General features: G+C 62.6%; 17 protein-coding genes. 15 read left to right on the top strand and 2 right to left on the bottom strand.

Translation table 11 applies throughout. The features are described from left to right. The first annotated feature begins 64 nt into the window (after positions 1-64). On the top strand, positions 65-2,752 hold the full coding sequence (acnA, locus tag ACG10_RS07685) for an aconitate hydratase AcnA (protein WP_089167776.1): 2,688 nt from the start codon (positions 65-67) through the stop codon (positions 2,750-2,752). Positions 2,753-2,852: 100 nt separating this feature from the next. Here the strand turns inward: acnA and ACG10_RS07680 are convergent, their stop codons facing one another. Together ACG10_RS07680 and ACG10_RS07675 are read right to left on the bottom strand one after the other, a co-directional pair. Then, the gene (locus tag ACG10_RS07680) at positions 2,853-4,220 is read right to left on the bottom strand and encodes an IS1182 family transposase (RefSeq protein ID WP_089167775.1); all 1,368 of its coding nucleotides are present in this window, start codon (positions 4,218-4,220) and stop codon (positions 2,853-2,855) included. A gap of 1,292 nt (positions 4,221-5,512) precedes the next feature. Then, positions 5,513-6,226, bottom strand: coding sequence for an alpha/beta family hydrolase (locus ACG10_RS07675; protein WP_232487203.1), 714 nt, complete (start codon positions 6,224-6,226; stop codon positions 5,513-5,515). A gap of 370 nt (positions 6,227-6,596) precedes the next feature. On the opposite strand from ACG10_RS07675, the gene ccoN reads away from it, so the two are divergent. From ccoN to cydB, 14 genes are all read left to right on the top strand, one after another. Further along, positions 6,597-8,036, top strand: coding sequence for a cytochrome-c oxidase, cbb3-type subunit I (gene ccoN, locus ACG10_RS07670; protein WP_039804820.1), 1,440 nt, complete (start codon positions 6,597-6,599; stop codon positions 8,034-8,036). Then, entirely contained in the window at positions 8,036-8,644 is a 609-nt protein-coding gene (gene ccoO / locus ACG10_RS07665) for a cytochrome-c oxidase, cbb3-type subunit II (protein WP_089167774.1), read from the top strand. Before ccoN ends, ccoO begins: the two co-directional genes overlap by 1 nt. A gap of 6 nt (positions 8,645-8,650) precedes the next feature. Beyond that, positions 8,651-8,836 (top strand): CcoQ/FixQ family Cbb3-type cytochrome c oxidase assembly chaperone, encoded by a 186-nt coding sequence (locus tag ACG10_RS07660; protein ID WP_039804823.1) that lies wholly within the window; start codon positions 8,651-8,653, stop codon positions 8,834-8,836. A 5-nt stretch (positions 8,837-8,841) separates the two neighbouring features. Beyond that, a complete protein-coding gene (gene ccoP / locus ACG10_RS07655) occupies positions 8,842-9,762 on the top strand; it encodes a cytochrome-c oxidase, cbb3-type subunit III (RefSeq protein ID WP_089167773.1) in 921 nt (306 codons plus the stop codon). A gap of 129 nt (positions 9,763-9,891) precedes the next feature. Further along, entirely contained in the window at positions 9,892-11,304 is a 1,413-nt protein-coding gene (gene ccoG, locus ACG10_RS07650) for a cytochrome c oxidase accessory protein CcoG (protein WP_089167772.1), read from the top strand. Positions 11,305-11,316: 12 nt separating this feature from the next. Next, positions 11,317-11,820, top strand: coding sequence for a FixH family protein (locus ACG10_RS07645; RefSeq protein WP_089167771.1), 504 nt, complete (start codon positions 11,317-11,319; stop codon positions 11,818-11,820). Between the two features lie 75 nt (positions 11,821-11,895). Next, positions 11,896-14,298 carry a heavy metal translocating P-type ATPase gene (locus ACG10_RS07640; RefSeq protein ID WP_089167770.1) on the top strand — a complete coding sequence of 801 codons (2,403 nt, stop codon included), beginning with the start codon at positions 11,896-11,898 and terminating at the stop codon, positions 14,296-14,298. Positions 14,299-14,323: 25 nt separating this feature from the next. Further along, complete coding sequence (gene ccoS, locus ACG10_RS07635) at positions 14,324-14,545, top strand: cbb3-type cytochrome oxidase assembly protein CcoS (protein ID WP_039804832.1); 222 nt, start codon at positions 14,324-14,326, stop codon at positions 14,543-14,545. Next, complete coding sequence (locus tag ACG10_RS07630) at positions 14,538-15,296, top strand: sulfite exporter TauE/SafE family protein (protein ID WP_089167769.1); 759 nt, start codon at positions 14,538-14,540, stop codon at positions 15,294-15,296. The genes ccoS and ACG10_RS07630 overlap by 8 nt, the downstream gene beginning before the upstream one ends. 73 nt (positions 15,297-15,369) lie before the next feature. Beyond that, positions 15,370-16,746: an oxygen-independent coproporphyrinogen III oxidase gene (gene hemN / locus ACG10_RS07625; RefSeq protein WP_089167768.1), complete on the top strand. Its 1,377-nt coding sequence runs from the start codon at positions 15,370-15,372 to the stop codon at positions 16,744-16,746. Between the two features lie 146 nt (positions 16,747-16,892). Beyond that, entirely contained in the window at positions 16,893-17,627 is a 735-nt protein-coding gene (gene fnr / locus ACG10_RS07620) for a fumarate/nitrate reduction transcriptional regulator Fnr (protein WP_089167767.1), read from the top strand. Between the two features lie 539 nt (positions 17,628-18,166). Continuing rightward, positions 18,167-18,379, top strand: coding sequence for a cytochrome oxidase putative small subunit CydP (gene cydP / locus ACG10_RS07615; protein ID WP_039804839.1), 213 nt, complete (start codon positions 18,167-18,169; stop codon positions 18,377-18,379). Then, complete coding sequence (locus ACG10_RS07610) at positions 18,379-19,992, top strand: cytochrome ubiquinol oxidase subunit I (RefSeq protein ID WP_089167766.1); 1,614 nt, start codon at positions 18,379-18,381, stop codon at positions 19,990-19,992. Before cydP ends, ACG10_RS07610 begins: the two co-directional genes overlap by 1 nt. A gap of 10 nt (positions 19,993-20,002) precedes the next feature. Beyond that, positions 20,003-21,142: a cytochrome d ubiquinol oxidase subunit II gene (gene cydB, locus ACG10_RS07605; RefSeq protein ID WP_089167765.1), complete on the top strand. Its 1,140-nt coding sequence runs from the start codon at positions 20,003-20,005 to the stop codon at positions 21,140-21,142. The last annotated feature ends 11 nt before the right edge of the window (positions 21,143-21,153 follow it).

Raw genomic sequence — 21,153 nt, 5'->3', positions numbered from 1 at the left:
GAACTAGCTTGGAACAGTGCCCCATCAAGCAGCCTGCTCTGCCGAACACTCCCGGAGAAACCCCATGCCTTCCCTGGATAGCCTGAACTGCCGCCGCAGCCTGGACGTGGACGGCCAGACCTACCATTACTTCAGCCTGCCGGAGGCGGCGAAGAGCCTGGGCGACATCAGCCGTCTGCCGGTTTCGCTCAAGGTGCTGCTGGAGAACCTGTTGCGCTGGGAGGATGGCGTCAGCGTGCGCGCCGACGACCTCACCGCACTGGCCGGCTGGCTCGAAACGCGCAGTTCCGAGCGGGAGATCGCCTTCCGCCCGGCGCGGGTGCTGATGCAGGACTTCACCGGCGTGCCTGCGGTGGTCGACCTGGCCGCCATGCGCGACGCTGTGGCCCGGGCCGGCGCCGATCCGCAGCGGATCAATCCGCTTTCCCCGGTCGATCTGGTGATCGACCACTCGGTGATGGTCGATCGCTTCGCCGATCCGAGCGCCTTCGCCGACAACGTCGCCCTGGAGATGGAGCGCAATGGCGAGCGCTATGCCTTCCTGCGCTGGGGCCAGCAGGCCTTCGCCAACTTCCGCGTGGTGCCGCCGGGCACTGGCATCTGTCATCAGGTCAACCTGGAATACCTGGCCCAGGTGGTCTGGAGCCGCGAGGAGGACGGCGCGCTCTGGGCCTATCCGGACACCTTGGTCGGCACCGACTCGCACACCACCATGATCAACGGCCTCGGCGTGCTCGGCTGGGGCGTCGGCGGCATCGAGGCGGAGGCGGCGATGCTCGGCCAGCCGGTGTCGATGCTGATTCCCGAGGTGGTCGGCTTCCGTCTCAATGGCCAGTTGAACGAAGGCGTCACCGCTACCGACTTGGTGCTCACCGTCACGCAGATACTGCGCAAGCACGGGGTGGTCGGCAGATTCGTCGAGTTCTACGGTCCCGGCCTGGACAATCTGCCGCTGGCCGACCGGGCCACCATCGCCAACATGGCTCCGGAATACGGCGCCACCTGCGGCTTCTTCCCGGTCGACCGGGTGACCCTCGACTACCTGCGCATGAGCGGCCGCGACGAGCGGCGCATCGCCCTGGTGGAAGCCTACTGCAAGGCCCAGGGCCTGTGGCACGACGTTCGGGCACCGGAACCCTGCTTCAGCACCACCCTGGCGCTCGACCTGGGCGCGGTCCGCCCGTCCCTGGCCGGTCCCAAGCGCCCGCAGGATCGGGTTGCCCTGGAGGACATCGGTGCCCAGCTCGACCTGCTGCTGGACCTCGGCGGACGCAAGGCCGAGCTCGACAAGGCCTTTCCGGTCGGCGACGGCAGCTGCAGCCTGCATCACGGCGACGTGGTGATCGCCGCCATCACCTCCTGCACCAACACCTCCAACCCCAGCGTGATGATGGCCGCCGGGCTGCTGGCGAAGAAGGCGGTCGAGCGTGGCCTCGAGCGCCAGCCCTGGGTGAAGAGCTCGCTGGCGCCGGGCTCCAAGGTGGTCACCGACTACCTGGCGAAGGCCGGCCTCACGCCCTATCTCGACCAGCTCGGCTTCAACCTGGTCGGCTACGGCTGCACCACCTGCATCGGCAACTCCGGCCCGCTGCCGGAAGCCATCGGCCAGACGATCGCCGACAACGACCTGATCGTTTCCTCGGTCCTGTCCGGCAACCGCAACTTCGAGGGCCGGGTGCATCCGCAGGTGAAGGCCAACTGGCTGGCCTCGCCGCCCCTGGTGGTGGCCTTCGCCCTCGCAGGCACCACACGCATCGATTTGACCCGCGAACCGCTCGGCTTCGACGCCCAGGGCCAACCGGTTTATCTGCGGGACCTCTGGCCGAGCAGCAAGGAAATCGCCGCGGCAGTCGGCCAGCTCGACAACGAGATGTTCCGACGGCGCTACGCCGACGTGTTCAGCGGCGATGCCGCCTGGCAGGCCATTCCGCTCGGCGAGGGCGATACCTATCGCTGGGATGCCCAATCCACCTATGTGCGGAATCCACCCTTCTTCGAAGACATCGGCCAGCCTCCGGCGCCTCCCAAGGACATCGAAAGCGCGCGCATTCTGGCGCTGTTCGGCGACTCCATCACCACCGATCATATTTCCCCGGCCGGCAGCATCAAACCCAGCTCACCGGCCGGCCTTTACCTGCAGCAGCTCGGCGTGCAGCCGGCCGACTTCAACTCCTACGGCTCGCGGCGCGGCAATCACGAAGTGATGATGCGCGGCACCTTCGCCAATATCCGCATCAAGAACGAGATGCTGGCTGGCGAGGAAGGCGGCAACACCCTGCATCAACCGGGCGGGGAAAAGCTGTCGATCTACGATGCGGCCATGCGCTATCAGGCCGAAGGCGTGCCGCTGGTGGTGATCGCCGGCCAGGAATACGGCACCGGCTCCAGCCGTGACTGGGCGGCCAAGGGCACCAGCCTGCTCGGCGTGAAAGCGGTGATCGCCGAAAGTTTCGAGCGCATCCACCGCTCCAACCTGATCGGCATGGGCGTACTGGCGCTGCAGTTCTACGCGGGACAGACACGCCAGAGCCTGGGCCTGAACGGCACGGAGAAATTGTCCATTCGCGGCTTGTCGGGGAGCCCACTTAAACCGCGCCAGTCGTTGACAGTGGAGGTCGAGCGCCAGGATGGATCGCGAATCGGCTTTCCGGTGCTATGCCGCATCGACACGGCCAACGAAGTCGAGTACTTCAAGGCCGGCGGCATCCTGCAGCATGTGCTGCGGCAGTTGATTGGCGAGTCGCACGCCTAGCAGCCTGTCGGACTTGAGCGCCGCAGGCAGATAGAGCATCGGCTTTGCCAGAAATCAGGCAGTTTTGACCGACTTCCCCGGATTTAGGTCTGTTTTTTGCCTAATTCCCGATCTGTAGGCGCAATACGGCCATGCGCTTCAGGTTCCACGCCAGGCACACCAGAGCCCATTCACCGCTGACCTTGTCCAGACCGCGCAGCGAGAATTGCCGGAAGCCCAGCACCGCTTTGATGATGCCGAACACCGGTTCCACCGTTTGCTTGCGCAACGCATACAGCGCGCGGCCCGCTTGTGTTTGCAGCTTGTGCGTCATGCGCTGCGCCGGGCTCGCGTCGGCGGCCAGGGCCGGCGGTTCGGTGAAGCGGGCGCAAGGCGACGGGTGATGCTCCTCCCGCTTGACCGCCATCAGCGGCTCGATGCCACTCGCGGTGCAGGCGCTGGCATTGGCGGCACTGTAGTAGCCGCTGTCGGTCAGCAAGTGCTCGGGATTACCCAGGGCTTTGGGCAATTCGGCCAGTTGCGCCAGCATCGGCACGACTTGTTCCTTGTCGTTGCAGGCCTGGGTGACGGCCGACGCCACCACCCGCATGCTGGTCGTATCCACCGCCGCTTGGGCGTTGTAGGCCTGTTCGAAGCCGCCGCCCGACACGGGCATGATGCACGAGTCCGCATCGGTCAGATTGACCTGGTCTTTGGCCGTTGGCCCCGCGACCGGCGGCTTGGGCGGTTTGCCGCCCGGTTTTTTGCCGCGGGCTGCAGCCTTGGCCTCCCGCTGCGCCAGCTTGGCTTGATACTCGGTGTGTTCCCTGGCGAAGCGTACCTTGGCACGGGCTTCGATCTTGGCTTTCGCCTCGGCCATGGCCGCCAGGCGGGCTTCACGGCGGGCGATTTCCTCCGGCAGGCTCATGCCGCCCGGCATCGCCGACTGATCCGCCTGCTCGGCCAGATCGAGCAGCGAGCGCACTTCGGCCTTGAGCTGGCTTTCGAGCTGTTCGATATGTCCATGGGACAGCGCGCTGTGCCGCGAGGCGTTGGCGTGGATCTTGGTGCCGTCCAGGCTGATCGTACCCAAGCTGAGCAGGTGCATTTCCTGCGCCATCTGCAGCACCTGCACAAACAGACCGGCCAGTTCGTCAAGAAAGCGGCGGCGGAAGCTGGCCAGCGTATCGTGATCTGGGTAGGCGCCGGCGGCGATGAAGCGAAAGGCCACCGAGTCGTGGGTGGCGCGCTCGATCTTGCGGCTGGAAAACACGCCGGTGGCGTAGCCATAGATCAGCAGCGCCAACAGCATCGACGGGTGGTAGGCGGCGCTGCCGCGTCCGGCATAGGCCTTGGCCATGACACTGACATCAAGCCCCTCCACCACCTCCACGATGAAGCGTGCCAGATGATTCTCCGGCAGCCAGTCCTCGATGGAAGGCGGTAGCAAGTAGCTGGTGTGACGATCAACTGGGCGGAAACGGCTCATGCTGGGGCTCGCGGAAGGTCGGCAGCCATGATCGCAGAAAACAATGGGAAAGCCCGACAGGCTGCTAGAAACGCCAGACGGGTGCGTCCTTGAGACGGGCGATCGGCTGCTGTGCCGGCTCCAAAGCATCCTGTTCGGGGTTCTGTACCGGCTGTCTAGCGATATCGGTAAAAGCCGGCACGCTCCATTGCGGGTCGGATGCCCATTGCCGACCTCCGGCAGCGCCGGGTAGGTCGACACTGACATATTTGAGGCTCCCGTGCTGCCTCACAGGAGTGTCGGCCACAACCGTGCGCTTCCCCTCTGCGGCCACCGCACTGAACAGCAACCAGCAGCAAGCCAGCCCCGTAACGAGTACTACACCATTCCCCCTCTTCTTCCTGGGAATTGAATGCCAATCCATAGCGCCTCCTAAGCGTCGTTTTGCATGCCGCCTAACTGAACCAAGACAGCAGTGAATCCGTTCGACCGACGACCCCGCGGGTGAGAAGACAGCGCGTCACCACCCTGCAGAGACTATCAGCTACCGAAGTGAGGAAGATGCGCCCTGCACTTACGGTATCGAGAGGTGCTCACCAGCCAACTCATACAAGAGCAGTCGCCCGCCACAACAGTGGATTGCCCAAGTGAAATAGCCAAAGGCCAGTGGCGGACAAGAAATGACACACCCTCGAAGAACCTTTTTTGCAACTAGCAACCAAAACGGTGGTCGTACGCAAGTCTGAAACAAGACGCTGCCGAGCCTTGTGCCACTCTTGCCCCAAAGGAATATATATCCCTATTACACAGTCAAATTCATATCCCTATCTGGACTGGCTCAACGCCCGCCCTATCAACAGGCATGAGTTTGCGTTACGCCCGTATATGCATGGCTCTGTCCGCTCTCGACGACCCAGGAGATGACAGGCACTCAGGGTAGCGCCGCAATTTCAAGTCTGCCCCCTCCACTTGCAAGGGCCGACCGTCCGTTCAGGATAGCCGATGATCGCCATAGCAATACGACATTAAGCACTGGCAGTGCTGCAATTCGATCTTTATCAACTCCGAGGCCAATCGGCACGCAATCAAAATGCCAGCAACTTGCTCACCCACAATCAACAGCTGTACGACTGAAAGCGGCTCGGGTGCAAGAAAAACCCAATCATAGCGATGAAGTTCCCCAAGCGAAACCATAAGCCAATTAAAAATAATGGCCAACCAGTCTCTGGCAATAGCAAACAGCCATAATTACTCATGGTAAATTGCCATAATCACGAGGCAATGATCGCTGAATACGGCAACGCCAAATACCATCAGAAAGATATCAGGCTACACCGAGCAGAAGACTGTAAAAACTTCGCAACGGCATCTGCTGCCATATCAAGATGATGTTCATGGGTGAACCCAGAAGCCCTGAGGGGTTTCAGATCATGATCAGCCGAGGCCAGCCAGTGCAGGCATATCGCCGCAGACAAGGAATACCCCATCACTGTATCCCGCTTGCCCATGGCGTCACGCTCCCCTTGAACGATCAAGGTAGGTGTTCTGATCCCTGCCAGGTGAGCCGTTCTCGGCTTGTCCGTTTTGCCTGCAGGATGAAAGGGATAACCCAGGCAGACAAGCGCATCGACCCCCAATTCGTCTGCCAGCAGACTTGCCATGCGCCCCCCCATGGACTTGCCGCCGATCGCCAGAGGTGTGGAGATCCGCTGGCGCAATAGTGAATAAGTCTCACGCCAGCAATCCAGCAGGCGGTCCTGTGGATCGGGAGGACGTCTGCCCGCCCCTCGCCGCCGTGCGGCCATATAGGGAAACTCGAAGCGCACCACTGCGACCCCGCGGACAGCAAGGCGTTCAGCCATGCCCGTCATGAACTCGCTGTCCATCGGAGTTCCAGCGCCGTGAGCCAGGATCAGACAGGCATCCGCCGCGGCAGGCGACGGACCGCTCCACAGCCATACTCCAATCCCATTGGCGTCCTGCGGGCATTGATCTACGTCAATACAGACAACTTGCCCATTCACCATCCTTCCCCCGTTTTAAAACACCTAATATTTCCCGATGAAGCCTGGACATGACACATAGCCCGCCAAAGAGGCGCAGACGCCCTTCAACGCGCGATACGATATCGCACCACGGACCGCCCACGCCCTTGATTGGAGCGTCGGTATCTAAACTTTCCGAAATAATTTTGAGACAATGGCATATTGACCCGGCGTCTTTTTTGAAGAGACCCCATCGGTCAGGCCTGCCCGCAAACAGGGTCGAGTCTTTTGCTGCTGGGCCTCTTTAACGCAGATCACGACGGCTCGTGCGTTGCCATGGCTCGCCCCATCGAGCATAGCCACCGCCGTTTTTTGCCTTCAAAAACCTCCATTAACCGTGGAAACCTTAAGCATGAGCACAGCATCGAGTCAGACTGCTTATAACTATAAGGTGGTCCGCCAGTTCGCCATCATGACGGTGATCTGGGGGGTCATCGGAATGGGACTTGGGGTCCTCATTGCCGCACAGCTGGTGTGGCCGGAACTGAACCTCAACCTGCCGTGGACCAGTTTCGGTCGCCTGCGACCGCTGCATACCAATGCGGTGATCTTTGCCTTCGGTGGCTGCGCCCTGTTCGCCACCTCGTACTACGTGGTGCAGCGCACCTGTCACACGCGTCTGATCTCCGACAAACTGGCCGCCTTCACCTTCTGGGGCTGGCAGGCCGTGATCGTGCTGGCCGTGATTACCCTTCCGCTGGGCATTACCAGCAGCAAGGAATACGCCGAGCTGGAATGGCCGATCGACATCCTGATCGCCGTGGTCTGGGTCACCTACGCAATCGTTTTCTTCGGCACTGTCATCAAGCGCAAGACCAAGCACATCTATGTAGGCAACTGGTTCTACGGAGCGTTCATCCTAGTAACCGCCATGTTGCACATCGTCAACAACATGGAGCTGCCGGTTTCCTGGTTCAAGTCCTACTCCCTCTATTCCGGCGCTACCGATGCCATGGTCCAGTGGTGGTACGGCCACAATGCCGTTGGCTTCTTCCTGACCACCGGCTTCCTCGGCATGATGTACTACTTCGTGCCCAAGCAGGCCGAACGCCCGGTCTACTCCTACCGTCTCTCCATCGTCCACTTCTGGGCGCTGATCACCCTCTACATCTGGGCCGGCCCGCACCACCTGCACTACACCGCACTACCGGACTGGGCACAGTCGCTCGGCATGGTGATGTCGGTCATCCTGCTGGCTCCGAGCTGGGGCGGCATGATCAACGGCATGATGACCCTGTCGGGGGCCTGGCACAAACTGCGCAACGACCCGATCCTGCGCTTCCTGGTGGTCTCCCTGGCCTTCTACGGCATGTCCACCTTCGAAGGCCCGATGATGGCGATCAAGACCGTCAACGCCCTGTCCCACTACACCGACTGGACCATCGGCCACGTTCATGCCGGCGCCCTCGGCTGGGTTGCCATGGTGTCCATCGGCTCGCTGTACCACCTGATTCCGAAGGTCTTCGGCCGCGAGCAGATGCACAGCGTCAACCTGATCAACGCGCACTTCTGGCTGGCCACCATCGGCACCGTGCTGTACATCGCCTCCATGTGGGTCAACGGCATCACCCAGGGCCTGATGTGGCGCGCCGTGAACCAGGACGGCACCCTGACCTACTCCTTTGTCGAGGCACTGGAAGCCAGCCACCCCGGCTTCATCGTGCGGATGATCGGCGGCGCCTTCTTCGTCGTCGGCATGCTGCTAATGGCCTACAACACCTGGCGTACCGTGCGCGTCGCCAAGTCGACTGAATACGAAGCCGCTGCCCGAATCGTTGAGGTTGCCCACTAATGAAGCACGAAGTACTCGAAAAGAACATTGGCCTGCTGGGCCTGTTCATGGTCGCCGCCGTCAGTATCGGCGGCCTGACCCAGATCGTTCCGCTGTTCTTCCAGGACGTCGTCAACGAGCCGGTGGAGGGCATGAAGCCTTATACCGCCCTGCAACTGGAGGGGCGCGACATCTACATCAAGGAAGGCTGCGTCAGCTGCCACTCGCAGATGGTTCGCCCGTTCCGTGCCGAAACCGAGCGCTATGGTCACTACTCGGTTGCCGGTGAGAGCGTCTGGGACCACCCGTTTCTCTGGGGCTCCAAGCGTACCGGTCCCGACCTGGCCCGCGTAGGCGGTCGCTACTCCGACGACTGGCAGCGTGCGCACCTGTACAACCCGCGCAACGTGGTGCCGGAATCGAAGATGCCCGCCTACCCCTGGCTGGTCGAACACAAGCTGACTGGCGAGAACACTGCCGACAAGATGGAAGCCATGCGCACCCTCGGCGTGCCCTACACCGACGAAGACATCGCCGGTGCCCGGGAGTCGGTCAAGGGCAAGACCGAAATGGACGCCTTGGTGGCCTATCTCCAGGTTCTCGGCACCTCCATCAAAACCAAACGGTAACGCATCATGGATATCGGGACTCTTCGCGGACTGGGCACCGCTCTGGTGCTGATCGCCTTCGTGGGAATGCTGATCTGGGTCTTCAGCAGCAAACGCAAAAAGAGCTTTGACGAAGCCGCCAACCTGCCCTTCGACGATGAGCCCGAGTCCGGGAAGCGTGACGACAAAGCTTCTAGGAGCAAGAACGAATGACTTCATTGACTTCATTCTGGAGTTCGTACATCACCCTGCTGACCCTCGGGACCATCGTCGCCGTTACCTGGCTGCTTTTCGCGACTCGCAAAGGCGAGCGCAAGGGCAGCACCGACCAGACCATGGGACATTCCTTCGACGGGATCGAGGAGTATGACAATCCGCTGCCCAAGTGGTGGTTCTGGCTGTTCCTCGGCACCGTGATCTTCGCGGTCGGCTATCTGATCCTCTACCCGGGACTGGGCAACTGGAAGGGCGTGTTGCCCGGCTACGAAGAAGGCTGGACCGGCGTCAACCAGTACCAGAAGGAAATGACCAAGGCCGACGAGCAATACGGCCCGCTGTTCCAGAAATACGCCGCCATGCCGATCGAGGAAGCAGCCAAGCAAGAGCAGGCTCTGAAGATGGGCGGTCGCATCTTTGCCTCCAACTGCTCCGTATGCCACGGCTCCGACGCCAAGGGTGCCTATGGCTTCCCCAACCTGACGGACAACGACTGGCTGTACGGCGGCGAGCCGGAGACCATCAAGACCAGCATCATGGAAGGCCGCAAGGCAGCCATGCCGGCCTGGAAGGACGTGATTGGCGAGGAAGGGATCAAGAACACTGCCGCCTATGTGCGCAGTCTCGCCGGCCTGAAAGCCCCGGAAGGCGTCGAGGTCGACTTGGCCGCCGGCCAGAAGATCTTCCAGACCAACTGCGTGGTCTGCCATGGCCCCGAGGGCACAGGCGTCCAGGCCATGGGCGCTCCCAACCTGACCGACCGCGTATGGCTCTATGGCTCCAGCTTTGCCCAGGTTCAGCAGACCCTGCGCCATGGACGCAATGGCAACATGCCAGCCCACAAGGAGTTCCTCGGCAACGACAAGGCTCACCTGGTAGCCGCGTACGTGTACAGCCTGTCGAGCAAAGCCACGGAGAAATGATCGCCTGCAGGCGCGACCAGCGGTCGCACCTGCATTCGACTCGCCAGGTCTACAATCTACCAAAAGGTAAACTGACTACGGCCGATTCCATATCGGCCGGGTCACCCTCCAACGCCGTGGTAAGCATTGATGAGCGAGCAAATTCCCGTCCGAGACGTCACCCCCGCGGACAAAGACAGCGACAACGTCGACCTCTATGTCCAACGTGAAAAAATCTACACACGCGCCTTTACCGGCCTGTACCGCAACCTGCGGCGCGTCGGTGGCCTGGTACTCTTCATTCTCTTTTTCGGCACCGCCTGGTTGAACTGGGATGGCCGCCAGGCCGTCTGGTGGGACCTGCCGGAGCGCAAGTTCTACATCTTCGGCGCTACCTTCTGGCCGCAGGACTTCATGCTCCTGTCCTGGCTGCTGATCATCTGCGCCTTCGGCCTCTTCTTCGTCACCGTCTTCGCCGGGCGCGTCTGGTGCGGCTACACCTGTCCGCAGAGCGTCTTCACCTGGGTCTACATGTGGGCGGAAAAGGTCACCGAAGGCGACCGCAACCAGCGCATGAAGCTGGACAAGGCCCCGATGAGCGGCCAGAAAGTCCTTCGCAGGATGGCCAAGCATGGCATCTGGCTGGGCGTCGCCCTGCTCACGGCAATTACCTTCGTCGGCTACTTCACCCCCATCCGCCAGTTGGTGCCCGATCTGTTGAGCCTCGATGTCGGAGGCTGGGCCCTGTTCTGGATCGCTTTCTTCACCCTGGCCACCTATGGCAACGCCGGCTTCCTCCGGGAACAGGTGTGCGTCTACATGTGCCCCTATGCCCGCTTCCAGAGCGTGATGTTCGACAAGGACACGTTGATCGTTTCCTACAATCCGAACCGTGGCGAAAAGCGCGGCCCGCGCAAGAAGGGTATCAATTACAAGGCCCAGGGCCTGGGCGACTGCATCGACTGCACCATGTGCGTCCAGGTGTGCCCCACCGGCATCGATATCCGCGATGGCCTGCAGTTCGAGTGCATCGGCTGTGCCGCCTGCATCGACGCCTGCGACGCCATCATGGAGAAGATGAACTATCCGAAGGGCTTGATCAGCTATACCACCGAACACACGCTGTCCGGCGAAAAGACCCATCTGCTGCGCCCGCGCCTGATCGGCTATGCCGTCGCACTGATCGCCATGACGAGCCTGTTCGGATACGCCGTGTCCAACCGCTCCCTGGTCGAACTGGACGTATTGAAGGACCGGGTGCTCTATCGCGAAAATGACAATGGTCGCATCGAGAACGTCTATATCCTGAAGGTCATGAACAAGGCCCAGCGCGACCTTACCTTCATGATCGAAGCCAAGGGCTTGGACGGCCTGATCTATGAAGGCCAGCGCGAGGTGCGGGCCGCTGCCGGGGAAATCCTGTCGGTCCCGGTGGAACTGTCCATCGATCCGGAGAAACTGCCCTCGAGCACCAACGACATCGTTTTCAGGATACAGTCCGCCGACGACCCGAGCATTCAACAAGACTCTGAAAGCCGCTTCATCGGCCCCAGCGTCCGCTAGCCAAGGTAATGCATGCATCCAACCAACAATGAAAGCAGTCGCTGGTACAAGCAGTTCTGGGCCTGGTTCGTCATCGCGATCCTCCTCAGCTCGGTGGTGCTGGGCACCAGCCTGCTGGTGATTTCCATCCGCGAGGCGGACAGCCTAGTAGTGGACAACTACTACGATGCCGGCAAGGGCATCAACACCTCGCTGGAGCGGGAGCACCTCGCTCGTCGTCTGGGCATGCGGGCCCGGCTCGTGTTTCATGAGGAAGACGGCATCGCCGAGATCCAGCTGACCGGCGACAGCCGCCCCCAGCAACTGGTGCTCAACCTGATCTCGCCGACCCAGGTGGAAAAGGACCGCCGCATCGTGCTGCAACCGCAGACCGATGACCTCTATCGGGGACAGATGCAGGATGCGGTGCAGGGACGCCGATTCGTCGAGATCCTTAGCCAGGAAGGTGGCAAGGACTGGCGCCTGTTCGAGGAGGAAAGCCTCGAGCCCGGCGTCGCCCTCGAGCTGGGCAACTAACCAAAGGGGCGGCGGCAGTCTCTGCCGTCGCCTCGTCCAGACGCCAACCACTCACCCTGCATTTCGGCATCCCCCATGGCCAGCCTCACCCCCTGCTACCACTGTGGCCTGCCGGTCCCCGCCGGCAGCCGCTTTCAGGCCCATGTCCTGGGCGAACCCCGCGCAATGTGCTGCCCAGGCTGCCAAGCCGTGGCCGAAGCGATCGTCGCCGGCGGCCTGGAAAGCTACTACAAACACCGCAGCGAGAATGCCGCCAACCCGGAAGCCCTGCCCCAGGCACTGAGCGAGGAGTTGGCGCTCTATGACCGCGCCGATGTACAGCAGCCCTTCGTCCAGCACGAGGGAGAGTTGAGCACTACCTGCCTGCTGATCGAGGGCGTCAGCTGCGCCGCATGCGGCTGGCTGATCGAGAAACACTTGCGCGGCCTGAACGGCGTTGCCGAGGCCAGCCTCAATCTGTCCAACCACCGCCTGTACATGCGCTGGAATGCCAGCCAGGTGCCACTGAGCCACCTGCTCGAAGCGCTGCGCCGGATCGGCTATGCCGCCCATCCCTACCAGCCGGACCAAGCCGCCGAGCAACTGGCCCGGGAGAATCGCCGCGCGCTGAGACAACTGGGCGTCGCCGGCCTGCTGTGGTTCCAAGTGATGATGGCCACCATGGCTACCTGGCCGGAATTCAACCTCGACCTCTCGGCGGGGATGGACAAGATCCTCCGCTGGGTCAGCCTGATCCTCACCACGCCGATCGTCTTCTACAGCAGCGTCGACTTCTTCAGGGGTGCGTGGCGTGACCTGCGCACACGACACCTGACCATGGACGTCTCGGTCAGCCTGGCGATCGGCGGCGCCTATGCGGCCGGCATCTGGTCGACACTGACCGGCCAGGGCGAACTCTATTTCGATGCCGCCGGCATGTTCGCCCTGTTCCTCCTCGCCGGACGCTTCCTCGAGCGTCGCGCCCGCGAACGCACCGCCGCGGCCACCGCCCAGCTGGTCAACCTGCTGCCTCCCTCCTGCCTGCGTCTCGACGACCAAGGGCACGGCGAACGCATCCTGCTCAAGGAGCTCAGCCCGGGCGACCGCGTGCTGGTGCCGCCGGGCAACCTGCTGCCGGCCGATGGCCGCATCGTCGCGGGGCAGTCCAGCGTCGACGAGTCGCTGCTGACCGGCGAATACCTGCCGCAACCCCGCGCCCCGGGCGATGCAGTGACCGCCGGGACACTGAACGTGGAAGGCCCGCTGACCATCGAGGTCCAGGCCCTGGGCGACGACACCCGCCTCTCGGCTATCGTGCGCCTGCTCGAGCGCGCCCAGGCCGACAAGCCCCGGCTCGCCGAGCTGGCCGACCGGGTGGCGCAGTGGTTCCTGCTCGCCGTGCTGGGCGTGGCCGCACTGGTCGGCCTGATCTGGTGGCAGATCGACCCGGACCGGGCCTTCTGGGTCGTGCTCGCCCTGCTCGTCGCCACCTGCCCCTGCGCCCTGTCGCTGGCCACTCCCACCGCCTTGACCGCAGCCACCGGCAGCCTGCACAAGTTCGGCCTGCTGCTGACCCGCGGGCATGTGCTGGAAGGATTGAACGGCATCGACACGGTGATCTTCGACAAGACCGGTACCCTCACCGAGGGGCGTCTGGCCCTGAGCGCGGTGCACCCTCTGCGCGAACTGGACGGCGATGCCTGCCTGGCACTGGCCGCCGCCCTGGAGAACCGCTCCGAACATCCGATCGCCCGCGCCTTCGGCCGCGCCCCCCAGGCCGCCGAACGGGTCGACGGCATTCCCGGGCAAGGCCTGGAGGGTGTCGTCCAGGACCGGCTCCTGCGTATCGGCCAACCCGCCTTCGTCGCTGCGCTCAACGGCCAGCCGGCGCCGTCGATTCCCGGCGAGCAGGGCCAGTGGCTGCTGCTGGGTGACCGGCAGGGACCTCTGGCCTGGCTGGTGCTCGACGACCGCCTGCGCGAAGACGCCCCCGCCCTGCTCGACGCCTGTCGCGCACGTGGCTGGCGAACCCTGCTGCTCTCGGGCGACAGCTCGCCGATGGTCGCCGAAGTCGCCAGGCAACTGGGTATCGACGATGCCCGTGGCGGCCTGACCCCGGACGCCAAGCTCGGCGTGCTCAGGCAGCTGCACGCCGAGGGGCGCCGCGTCCTGATGCTCGGCGACGGGGTGAACGACGTTCCGGTGCTGGCCGGCGCGGACATCAGCATAGCCATGGGCTCGGCCACCGACCTGGCGAAGACCAGCGCCGATGCCGTCCTGCTGTCCAACCGGCTGGAAACGCTGGTACAGGCCTTCGCCCTCGCCCGCCGCACCCGCCGCATCATCATCGAGAACCTGACCTGGGCCGGCCTGTACAATGGCCTGATTCTGCCCTTCGCCGCACTCGGCTGGGTCACCCCGCTCTGGGCCGCGATTGGAATGTCGCTGAGCTCCCTCCTGGTGGTCCTGAATGCCTTGCGGCTGACCCGCGGCTCCTGAGCCGCCAGCACAACAGGAGCACGACATGGCTGCGCTCTATGTAATGATTCCGGTCGCCATAATAGTGGTCGCCCTGGCCATCTGGCTGCTTTTCTGGGCCATCGACAACGGTCAGTACGACGATCTCGACAGCCCGGCGCACAACATCCTTTTCGACGACGAAGACCCCGCGCACAAGGCCGGACTGGCTGAAGCGGAGCATCCGGACAAGCCGGCCAGACAGGACGAGGAGCCTCCGCGTGCCTGAACTGATTCCGCTGCTCGTTTCGGCCACGATCCTGGGCCTGCTCGGTGGAGGGCATTGCCTGGGCATGTGCGGCGGCCTGATGGGCGCCCTGACGCTGGCGATCCCGCCCGAGCAACGAACCCGTCGCCTATGGCTGCTGCTCGCCTACAACCTCGGACGAGTCCTCAGCTATGCCACTGCCGGCCTGCTGATCGGCCTGGGTGGCTGGGCTGTGGCCAACAGCCCGGCAGCCATCGCACTACGCATCGTCGCAGCCCTGCTGCTGATCGCCATGGGCCTGTACCTGACCGGCTGGTGGAGTGGACTGACCCGTCTCGAAGCCCTTGGCCAAGGTCTCTGGCGGCACCTCCAGCCGGCCGCCTCCCGCCTGCTGCCGGTCGACAGCCTGCCCCGCGCCCTGCTGCTCGGCGCAGTCTGGGGCTGGCTGCCCTGCGGACTGGTCTACAGCACCCTGCTTTGGGCTGCGAGCCAGGGCAGTGCCCTGGACAGCGCCCTGCTGATGCTCGCCTTCGGTCTCGGCACCTTGCCGGTGCTGCTCGCCACCGGATTGGCCGCCGAGCGCCTGACCGCCTGGCTTCGCCAGCGGCACGTGCGCATCGCTGGTGGCCTGCTGGTGATCCTGTTCGGTTTCTGGAGCCTTCCGGGGCCTCATCAGACATGGCTGACCGGTCACCACGGTCATGGCTCAACCGGCCGGCCGACACCAGCGCAGCCCTCCGGCCCGCTAACGGCAACTGTCCAGCCCGTTTGATACAAATCAAGATGCTTTCCGGCAGCGTTCTTTTAGACTTCCCCCCACAGCCTGCCCATACCGGAATACCCCTATGCCTGCTCCGATCAAATGGGATACCAACCTGATTCGTCGCTACGATCAGGCGGGTCCGCGCTACACCTCATACCCCACGGCAGTGCAATTCCAGCCTGGCGTGGGCTCCTTCAAGCTGCTCAACGCCCTGCGCGAAAGCCGCCAGGCCAAACGCCCGCTGTCGATCTACGTACACGTCCCGTTTTGCGCCCACGTTTGCTACTACTGTGCCTGCAACAAAGTCATCACCAAGGATCGCGGCCGCGCCCTGCCCTATCTCGAGCGCCTGGAAAAGGAAATCGACATCATCAGCCGCCACCTGTCCCCGCAACAGCAGGTCGAGCAGTTGCATCTGGGCGGCGGCACACCGACCTTCCTCAGCCACGGCGAACTGCGGCGCTTGATGGAGTTTCTGCGCCAGCGTTTCAGCTTCGCCGAAAAGGGCGACTTCAGCATCGAGATCGATCCTCGCGAAGCGGACTGGTCGACCATGGGATTGCTCCGCGAGCTGGGCTTCAACCGCATCAGCCTCGGCGTGCAGGACCTCGACCCCGAAGTCCAGCGCGCGGTGAACCGCCTGCAAAGCCTGGAGGAAACCAGCTCCATCGTTGAAGCCGCACGGACCCTGGGCTTCCGCTCGATCAACGTCGACCTCATCTACGGTCTGCCCAGGCAGACGCCGGAGAGCTTCGCCCGCACCGTCGAGGAGATCATCGCCCTGCAGCCCGACCGACTGTCCGTGTTCAACTACGCCCACCTGCCGGAGCGCTTCAAGCCGCAGCGGCGAATCAGCGCCACCGACCTGCCTGCGCCCGCCGACAAGCTGGCCATGCTGCACAACAGCATCGAACAGCTGACCGCCGCCGGCTACCAGTACATCGGCATGGACCATTTCGCCCTTCCGGACGATGAGCTATCCATCGCCCAGGAGGACGGCAGGCTGCAACGCAACTTCCAGGGCTACACCACGCACGGCCATTGCGACCTGATCGGCCTGGGGGTCTCGTCCATCAGCCAGATCGGCGACCTCTACAGTCAGAACGAGAGCGACATCGACGCCTACCAGAGCCGCCTCGACAACGACCAGCTGCCGACTGCCCGCGGTCTGCAATGCAACGCCGACGACCGGATTCGCCGTGCGGCGATCCAGAAGCTCATCTGCGACTTCCAGCTGGAATTCGCCAGCCTGGAGCAGCAGTTCGGCATCGTCTTCCGGGAGTACTTCGCCGACGTCTGGCCCCAGTTGCAGAGCATGACCCGCGACGGACTGATCGCCCTGACCCCGCAAGGCATCGAAGTCCTGCCCGCCGGGCGCCTGCTGGTTCGCTCGATCTGCATGCTTTTCGACTATTATCTGGTCGAACACAATCGCCAGCGCTTCTCCCGTATCATCTGAATCGCTCCGCATCGGGAGAGGCCTTGCACTCCCGATGCGGCGTTTCGAAGATGAGGTTTTCTTCGGGTTAAGACTTTTTGTCAGTTGACTGAAGCCTGGGGTATTATCCCTTGGCAGAGCGCCTCATAAGTAAGAGAAAGTTGCCCATGTCGGATAAATCCAAGGTACGCCCCGTGCATCATATCCGCTGTCAGGAGTGCAGTCTGGCGGCCTTGTGCCTACCGATCTCGCTCAACTTCGAGGACATCGACGCCCTCAACGAGATCGTCAAGCGTGGCAAGCCGATCAAGAAGGGCGAATTCCTCTTTCGCCAGGGCGACGCCTTCGGCTCGGTGTTCGCCGTGCGTTCGGGCTCGCTCAAAACCTTCAGCGTCAGCGACAACGGCGAGGAGCAGATCACCGGCTTCCACCTGCCCAGCGAGCTCGTCGGTCTTTCCGGCATGGACAGCGACAGCTGCCCGGTTTCCGCACAGGCCTTGGAAACGACCTCGGTCTGCGAGATTCCCTTCGAGCGCCTGGACGAGCTTGCCCTGCAACTGCCCCAACTGCGGCGCCAGCTGATGCGGGTCATGAGCCGGGAAATCCGCGACGACCAGCAGATGATGCTGCTGCTATCGAAGAAAACCGCGGACGAGCGCATCGCCACCTTCCTGATCAACCTGTCCTCGCGCTTCCGGGCACGCGGTTTCTCCGCCAACCACTTCCGCCTGGCGATGTCGCGCAACGAGATCGGCAACTATCTGGGCTTGGCCGTCGAGACCGTGTCACGGGTGTTCAGCCGCTTCCAACAGAACGAACTGATTGCCGCCGAGGGCAAGGAAGTGACCATCCTCAACCCCATCGAGCTCTGCTCCCTGGCGGGCGGGAACATGGAAGCCTGACCCCTCACCGGCGCTGCCTGGCGGCGCCCTGCTTCGCCCTTGCAATCACGACACGCATGCAGGGGCTGCACCCTCTCCGCAAAGCGCCCTCCCGGCACACATCGCCGTCTTTGCCTTTCCTGCCCTGGCCATCCCACCCAAACGGCACGACAGGGCTGTCAGCCTGACAGCCGAGGCATTTCCCACCTCACCCTCCCCGCTCTCCAGAGCGCCTTCTGCGAGCCGGTCAGCCTGCGCATGTGCGGCATACGAAGGCCATTATTTCGCCTTTATGGCACCCCCTACCAAAGACTAGATGCACGCCAGTACAAAAAAGTCAATACAAGACATTTTTCTTAATTATCATATACTTATGAGGCCTGATCAGCCCATCAGCCCCTCTCTTAAAGCCCCCTCCAAGCAGTAAAAGCGGGCAGGTTTCATTGACCTGCGTCAATTGGTCACTACCGAGCGGCAGTGAATCTTGATTTATTTGACCTGGATCAACGTGCCGACCCCCCGTCGACCCGTTGTCCATCCAGCCTTTTGGAGCTGCCCACATGTCTCAACCATCCAAATCTTCGCCTTGGCGTATTCCTCTGGTTCGGGAGCTCGTTGTCATCCTGGCGATCAAGCTGGGCGTGATAATCGGTATCAAGGCACTCTGGTTCACGGAACCAACGGTGCCTGAAAACGGTACCGAGAAAGTCAGCGAGCGACTGTTCGGCAGTGTGGCAGTGAATGACCAATCCCCGACCGAGGAGAGTCCCTGATGATCTCGGAATCCGTCGTAGACCTATCGCGTCTACAGTTCGCCATGACGGCGCTGTACCACTTCCTGTTCGTACCACTAACTCTAGGGATGACCTTCCTGCTTGCCATCATGGAGTCGGTCTATGTAATGACCGGCAAGCAGGTCTACAAGGACATGGTGAAGTTCTGGGGCAAGTTGTTCGGTATCAACTTTGCTCTCGGCGTCACCACCGGCCTGACCATGGAATTCCAGTTCGGCACCAACTGGGCCTATTACTCCCACTACGTGGGTGACATCTTCGGTGCGCCGCTGGCCATCGAAGGTCTGATGGCCTTCTTCCTGGAGTCCACCTTCATCGGCCTGTTCTTCTTCGGCTGGGATCGCCTGTCCAAGGTGCAGCACTTGGCAGTGACCTGGCTGGTGGCGCTCGGCTCCAACCTGTCCGCCCTGTGGATTCTGGTGGCCAACGGCTGGATGCAGCACCCGGTCGGTGCAGAGTTCAACTTCGAAACCATGCGGATGGAGCTGGTGGACTTTGGCGCTCTGCTCCTCAACCCGGTGGCCCAGGTCAAGTTCGTCCATACCGTCGCTTCCGGCTACGTGACCGGCGCCGTGTTCGTACTGGCCATCTCCAGCTACTACCTGCTGAAAAAGCGTGACCTGGGCTTTGCCCGCCGCTCCTTCGCCATCGCTTCGGCTTTCGGCATGGCATCCATCCTCTCGGTTCTCGTGCTCGGTGACGAATCTGGCTACGAAGTCGGTGAGGTACAGAAGACCAAGCTTGCTGCCATCGAGGCCGAATGGGACACCCACCCGGCGCCAGCCAGCTTTACCCTGTTCGGTTTCCCGAACGAGGAAGAGCAGCGCACCGACTTTGCAGTCCGAATCCCCTTTGCCCTGGGCATCATCGCCACCCGCTCGCTGGATGAACAGGTCATCGGCATCAAGGATCTGATCATCGAAGGCGAAGCCCGCATTCGCAACGGCATGGTCGCCTACGGCCTGCTGGAAGAGATCCGCGCTGGCGACAAGAGCCCGGAAAAGATCGCTGCCTTCAACGAAGTCAAGGATGATCTCGGCTACGGCCTGCTGCTGAAGAAGTACACCACCAACGTGGTCGACGCTTCCGAGGAGCAGATCAAGCAAGCTGCCAAGGACACCATTCCCAGCGTGCCCAGCATGTTCTGGAGCTTCCGCGCCATGGTGGCTTCGGGCATCGTGATGCTCGTCCTGTTTGCCTGTGCCTTCTGGGCCTCGGCTCGCAAGAACGAGGAGTCCAAGCCCTGGCTGCTCAAGTTCGCCCTGTACAGCCTGCCGCTGCCCTGGATCGCCACCCAGACCGGCTGGTTCGTGGCCGAGCATGGCCGTCAGCCGTGGACCATCGGTGGCGTCCTGCCCACCCACCTCTCCGCTTCCAGCCTGACCACTGCCGACCTCTGGGGCTCGCTGCTGGCTCTGATCGCGTTCTATACCCTGCTGCTGGTAGTCGAAATGTATCTGATGATCCGCTTCGCCCGCCTCGGCCCATCCAGCCTGCACACCGGTCGCTATCACTTCGAACAGCTCGAGCATTCGGCTGACAAGCATGCCAGCGCGAGCCAGACGGACCCCCAACAACCAGTCAGCGCCTAAGGAAAACGCCATGTTTGATTACGAAACACTGAAATTGATCTGGTGGGGCTTGATCGGTGTGCTGCTGATCGGCTTTGCCCTCACCGACGGCTTCGACATGGGCGCCATGGCAATCATGCCCTTCGTCGCCAAGACCGACAACGAGCGCCGTGTCGCGATCAACACCATTGCCCCCCACTGGGACGGCAACCAGGTGTGGTTCATCACCGCCGGTGGCGCGCTGTTCGCCGCCTGGCCGCTGGTTTACGCCACGGCCTTCTCCGGCATGTACTGGGCCCTGCTGCTGGTGCTCTTCGGTCTGTTCTGCCGCCCTGTGGGTTTCGACTACCGCAGCAAGCTGGAGAACAAGAAGTGGCGCGACATCTGGGACTGGGCACTGTTCGCTGGCGGCGCCCTGCCGGCCCTGCTGTTCGGGGTAGCGTTCGGCAACCTGTTCCTCGGTCTGCCGTTCCGCTTTGACGAGACGATGCGCTCCCACTTCGAAGGCTCCTTCTTCAGCCTGCTGCACCCCTTCGCGCTGCTGGCCGGCGTCGTGAGCCTGAGCATGCTCAGCGCCCATGGCGGTTCCTGGCTGATGCTGCGTACCGAAGGCGAACTGTACGAGCGCTCCTGCAAGGCTACCCGCCTGTGCGCCATGGTGTTCCTGGGCGGCTTCTTCCTCTGTGGTATCTGGCTGCTGCTGGGCGTCGACGGCATGAACCTGGTCGACAACTTCGATCCCAATGCTGCCCTGAACCCGCTGACCAAGCAGGTCACCCTGGACAACAGCGGCTGGCAGGCCAACTATGTGCGCTACCCCCTCACCCAGTTCGCTCCGCTGCTGGGCCTGATTGGCGGCGCGCTGGCCCTGATGGGCGCGCAGACCAAGCGCAACGGCATGGCCTTCCTGGGCACCAGCCTGGCGATCGTCGGCGCCATCCTCACCGCAGGCTTCGCCCTGTTCCCGTTCGTGATGCCGTCGGCCATCGACCCGCTCTCCAGCCTGACCGTGTGGGATGCCGTGTCCAGCCAGAAAACCCTGGGGATCATGCTGATTGCAGCGATCATCTTCGTGCCGATCATCCTGGGCTACACCCTGTGGTGCTACTGGCGCATGTGGGGCAAGCTGAACGACCAGACCATCGAGGCCAACCCTCACGGCCTGTACTGACCGAAACCGGC

It is taken from the genome of Azotobacter chroococcum, from assembly GCF_002220155.1.
Lineage (GTDB): Bacteria > Pseudomonadota > Gammaproteobacteria > Pseudomonadales > Pseudomonadaceae > Azotobacter > Azotobacter chroococcum.
The sequence above is the reverse complement of the archived record's forward strand: the minus strand, read 5'-3'. Positions and strand labels throughout refer to the sequence as shown.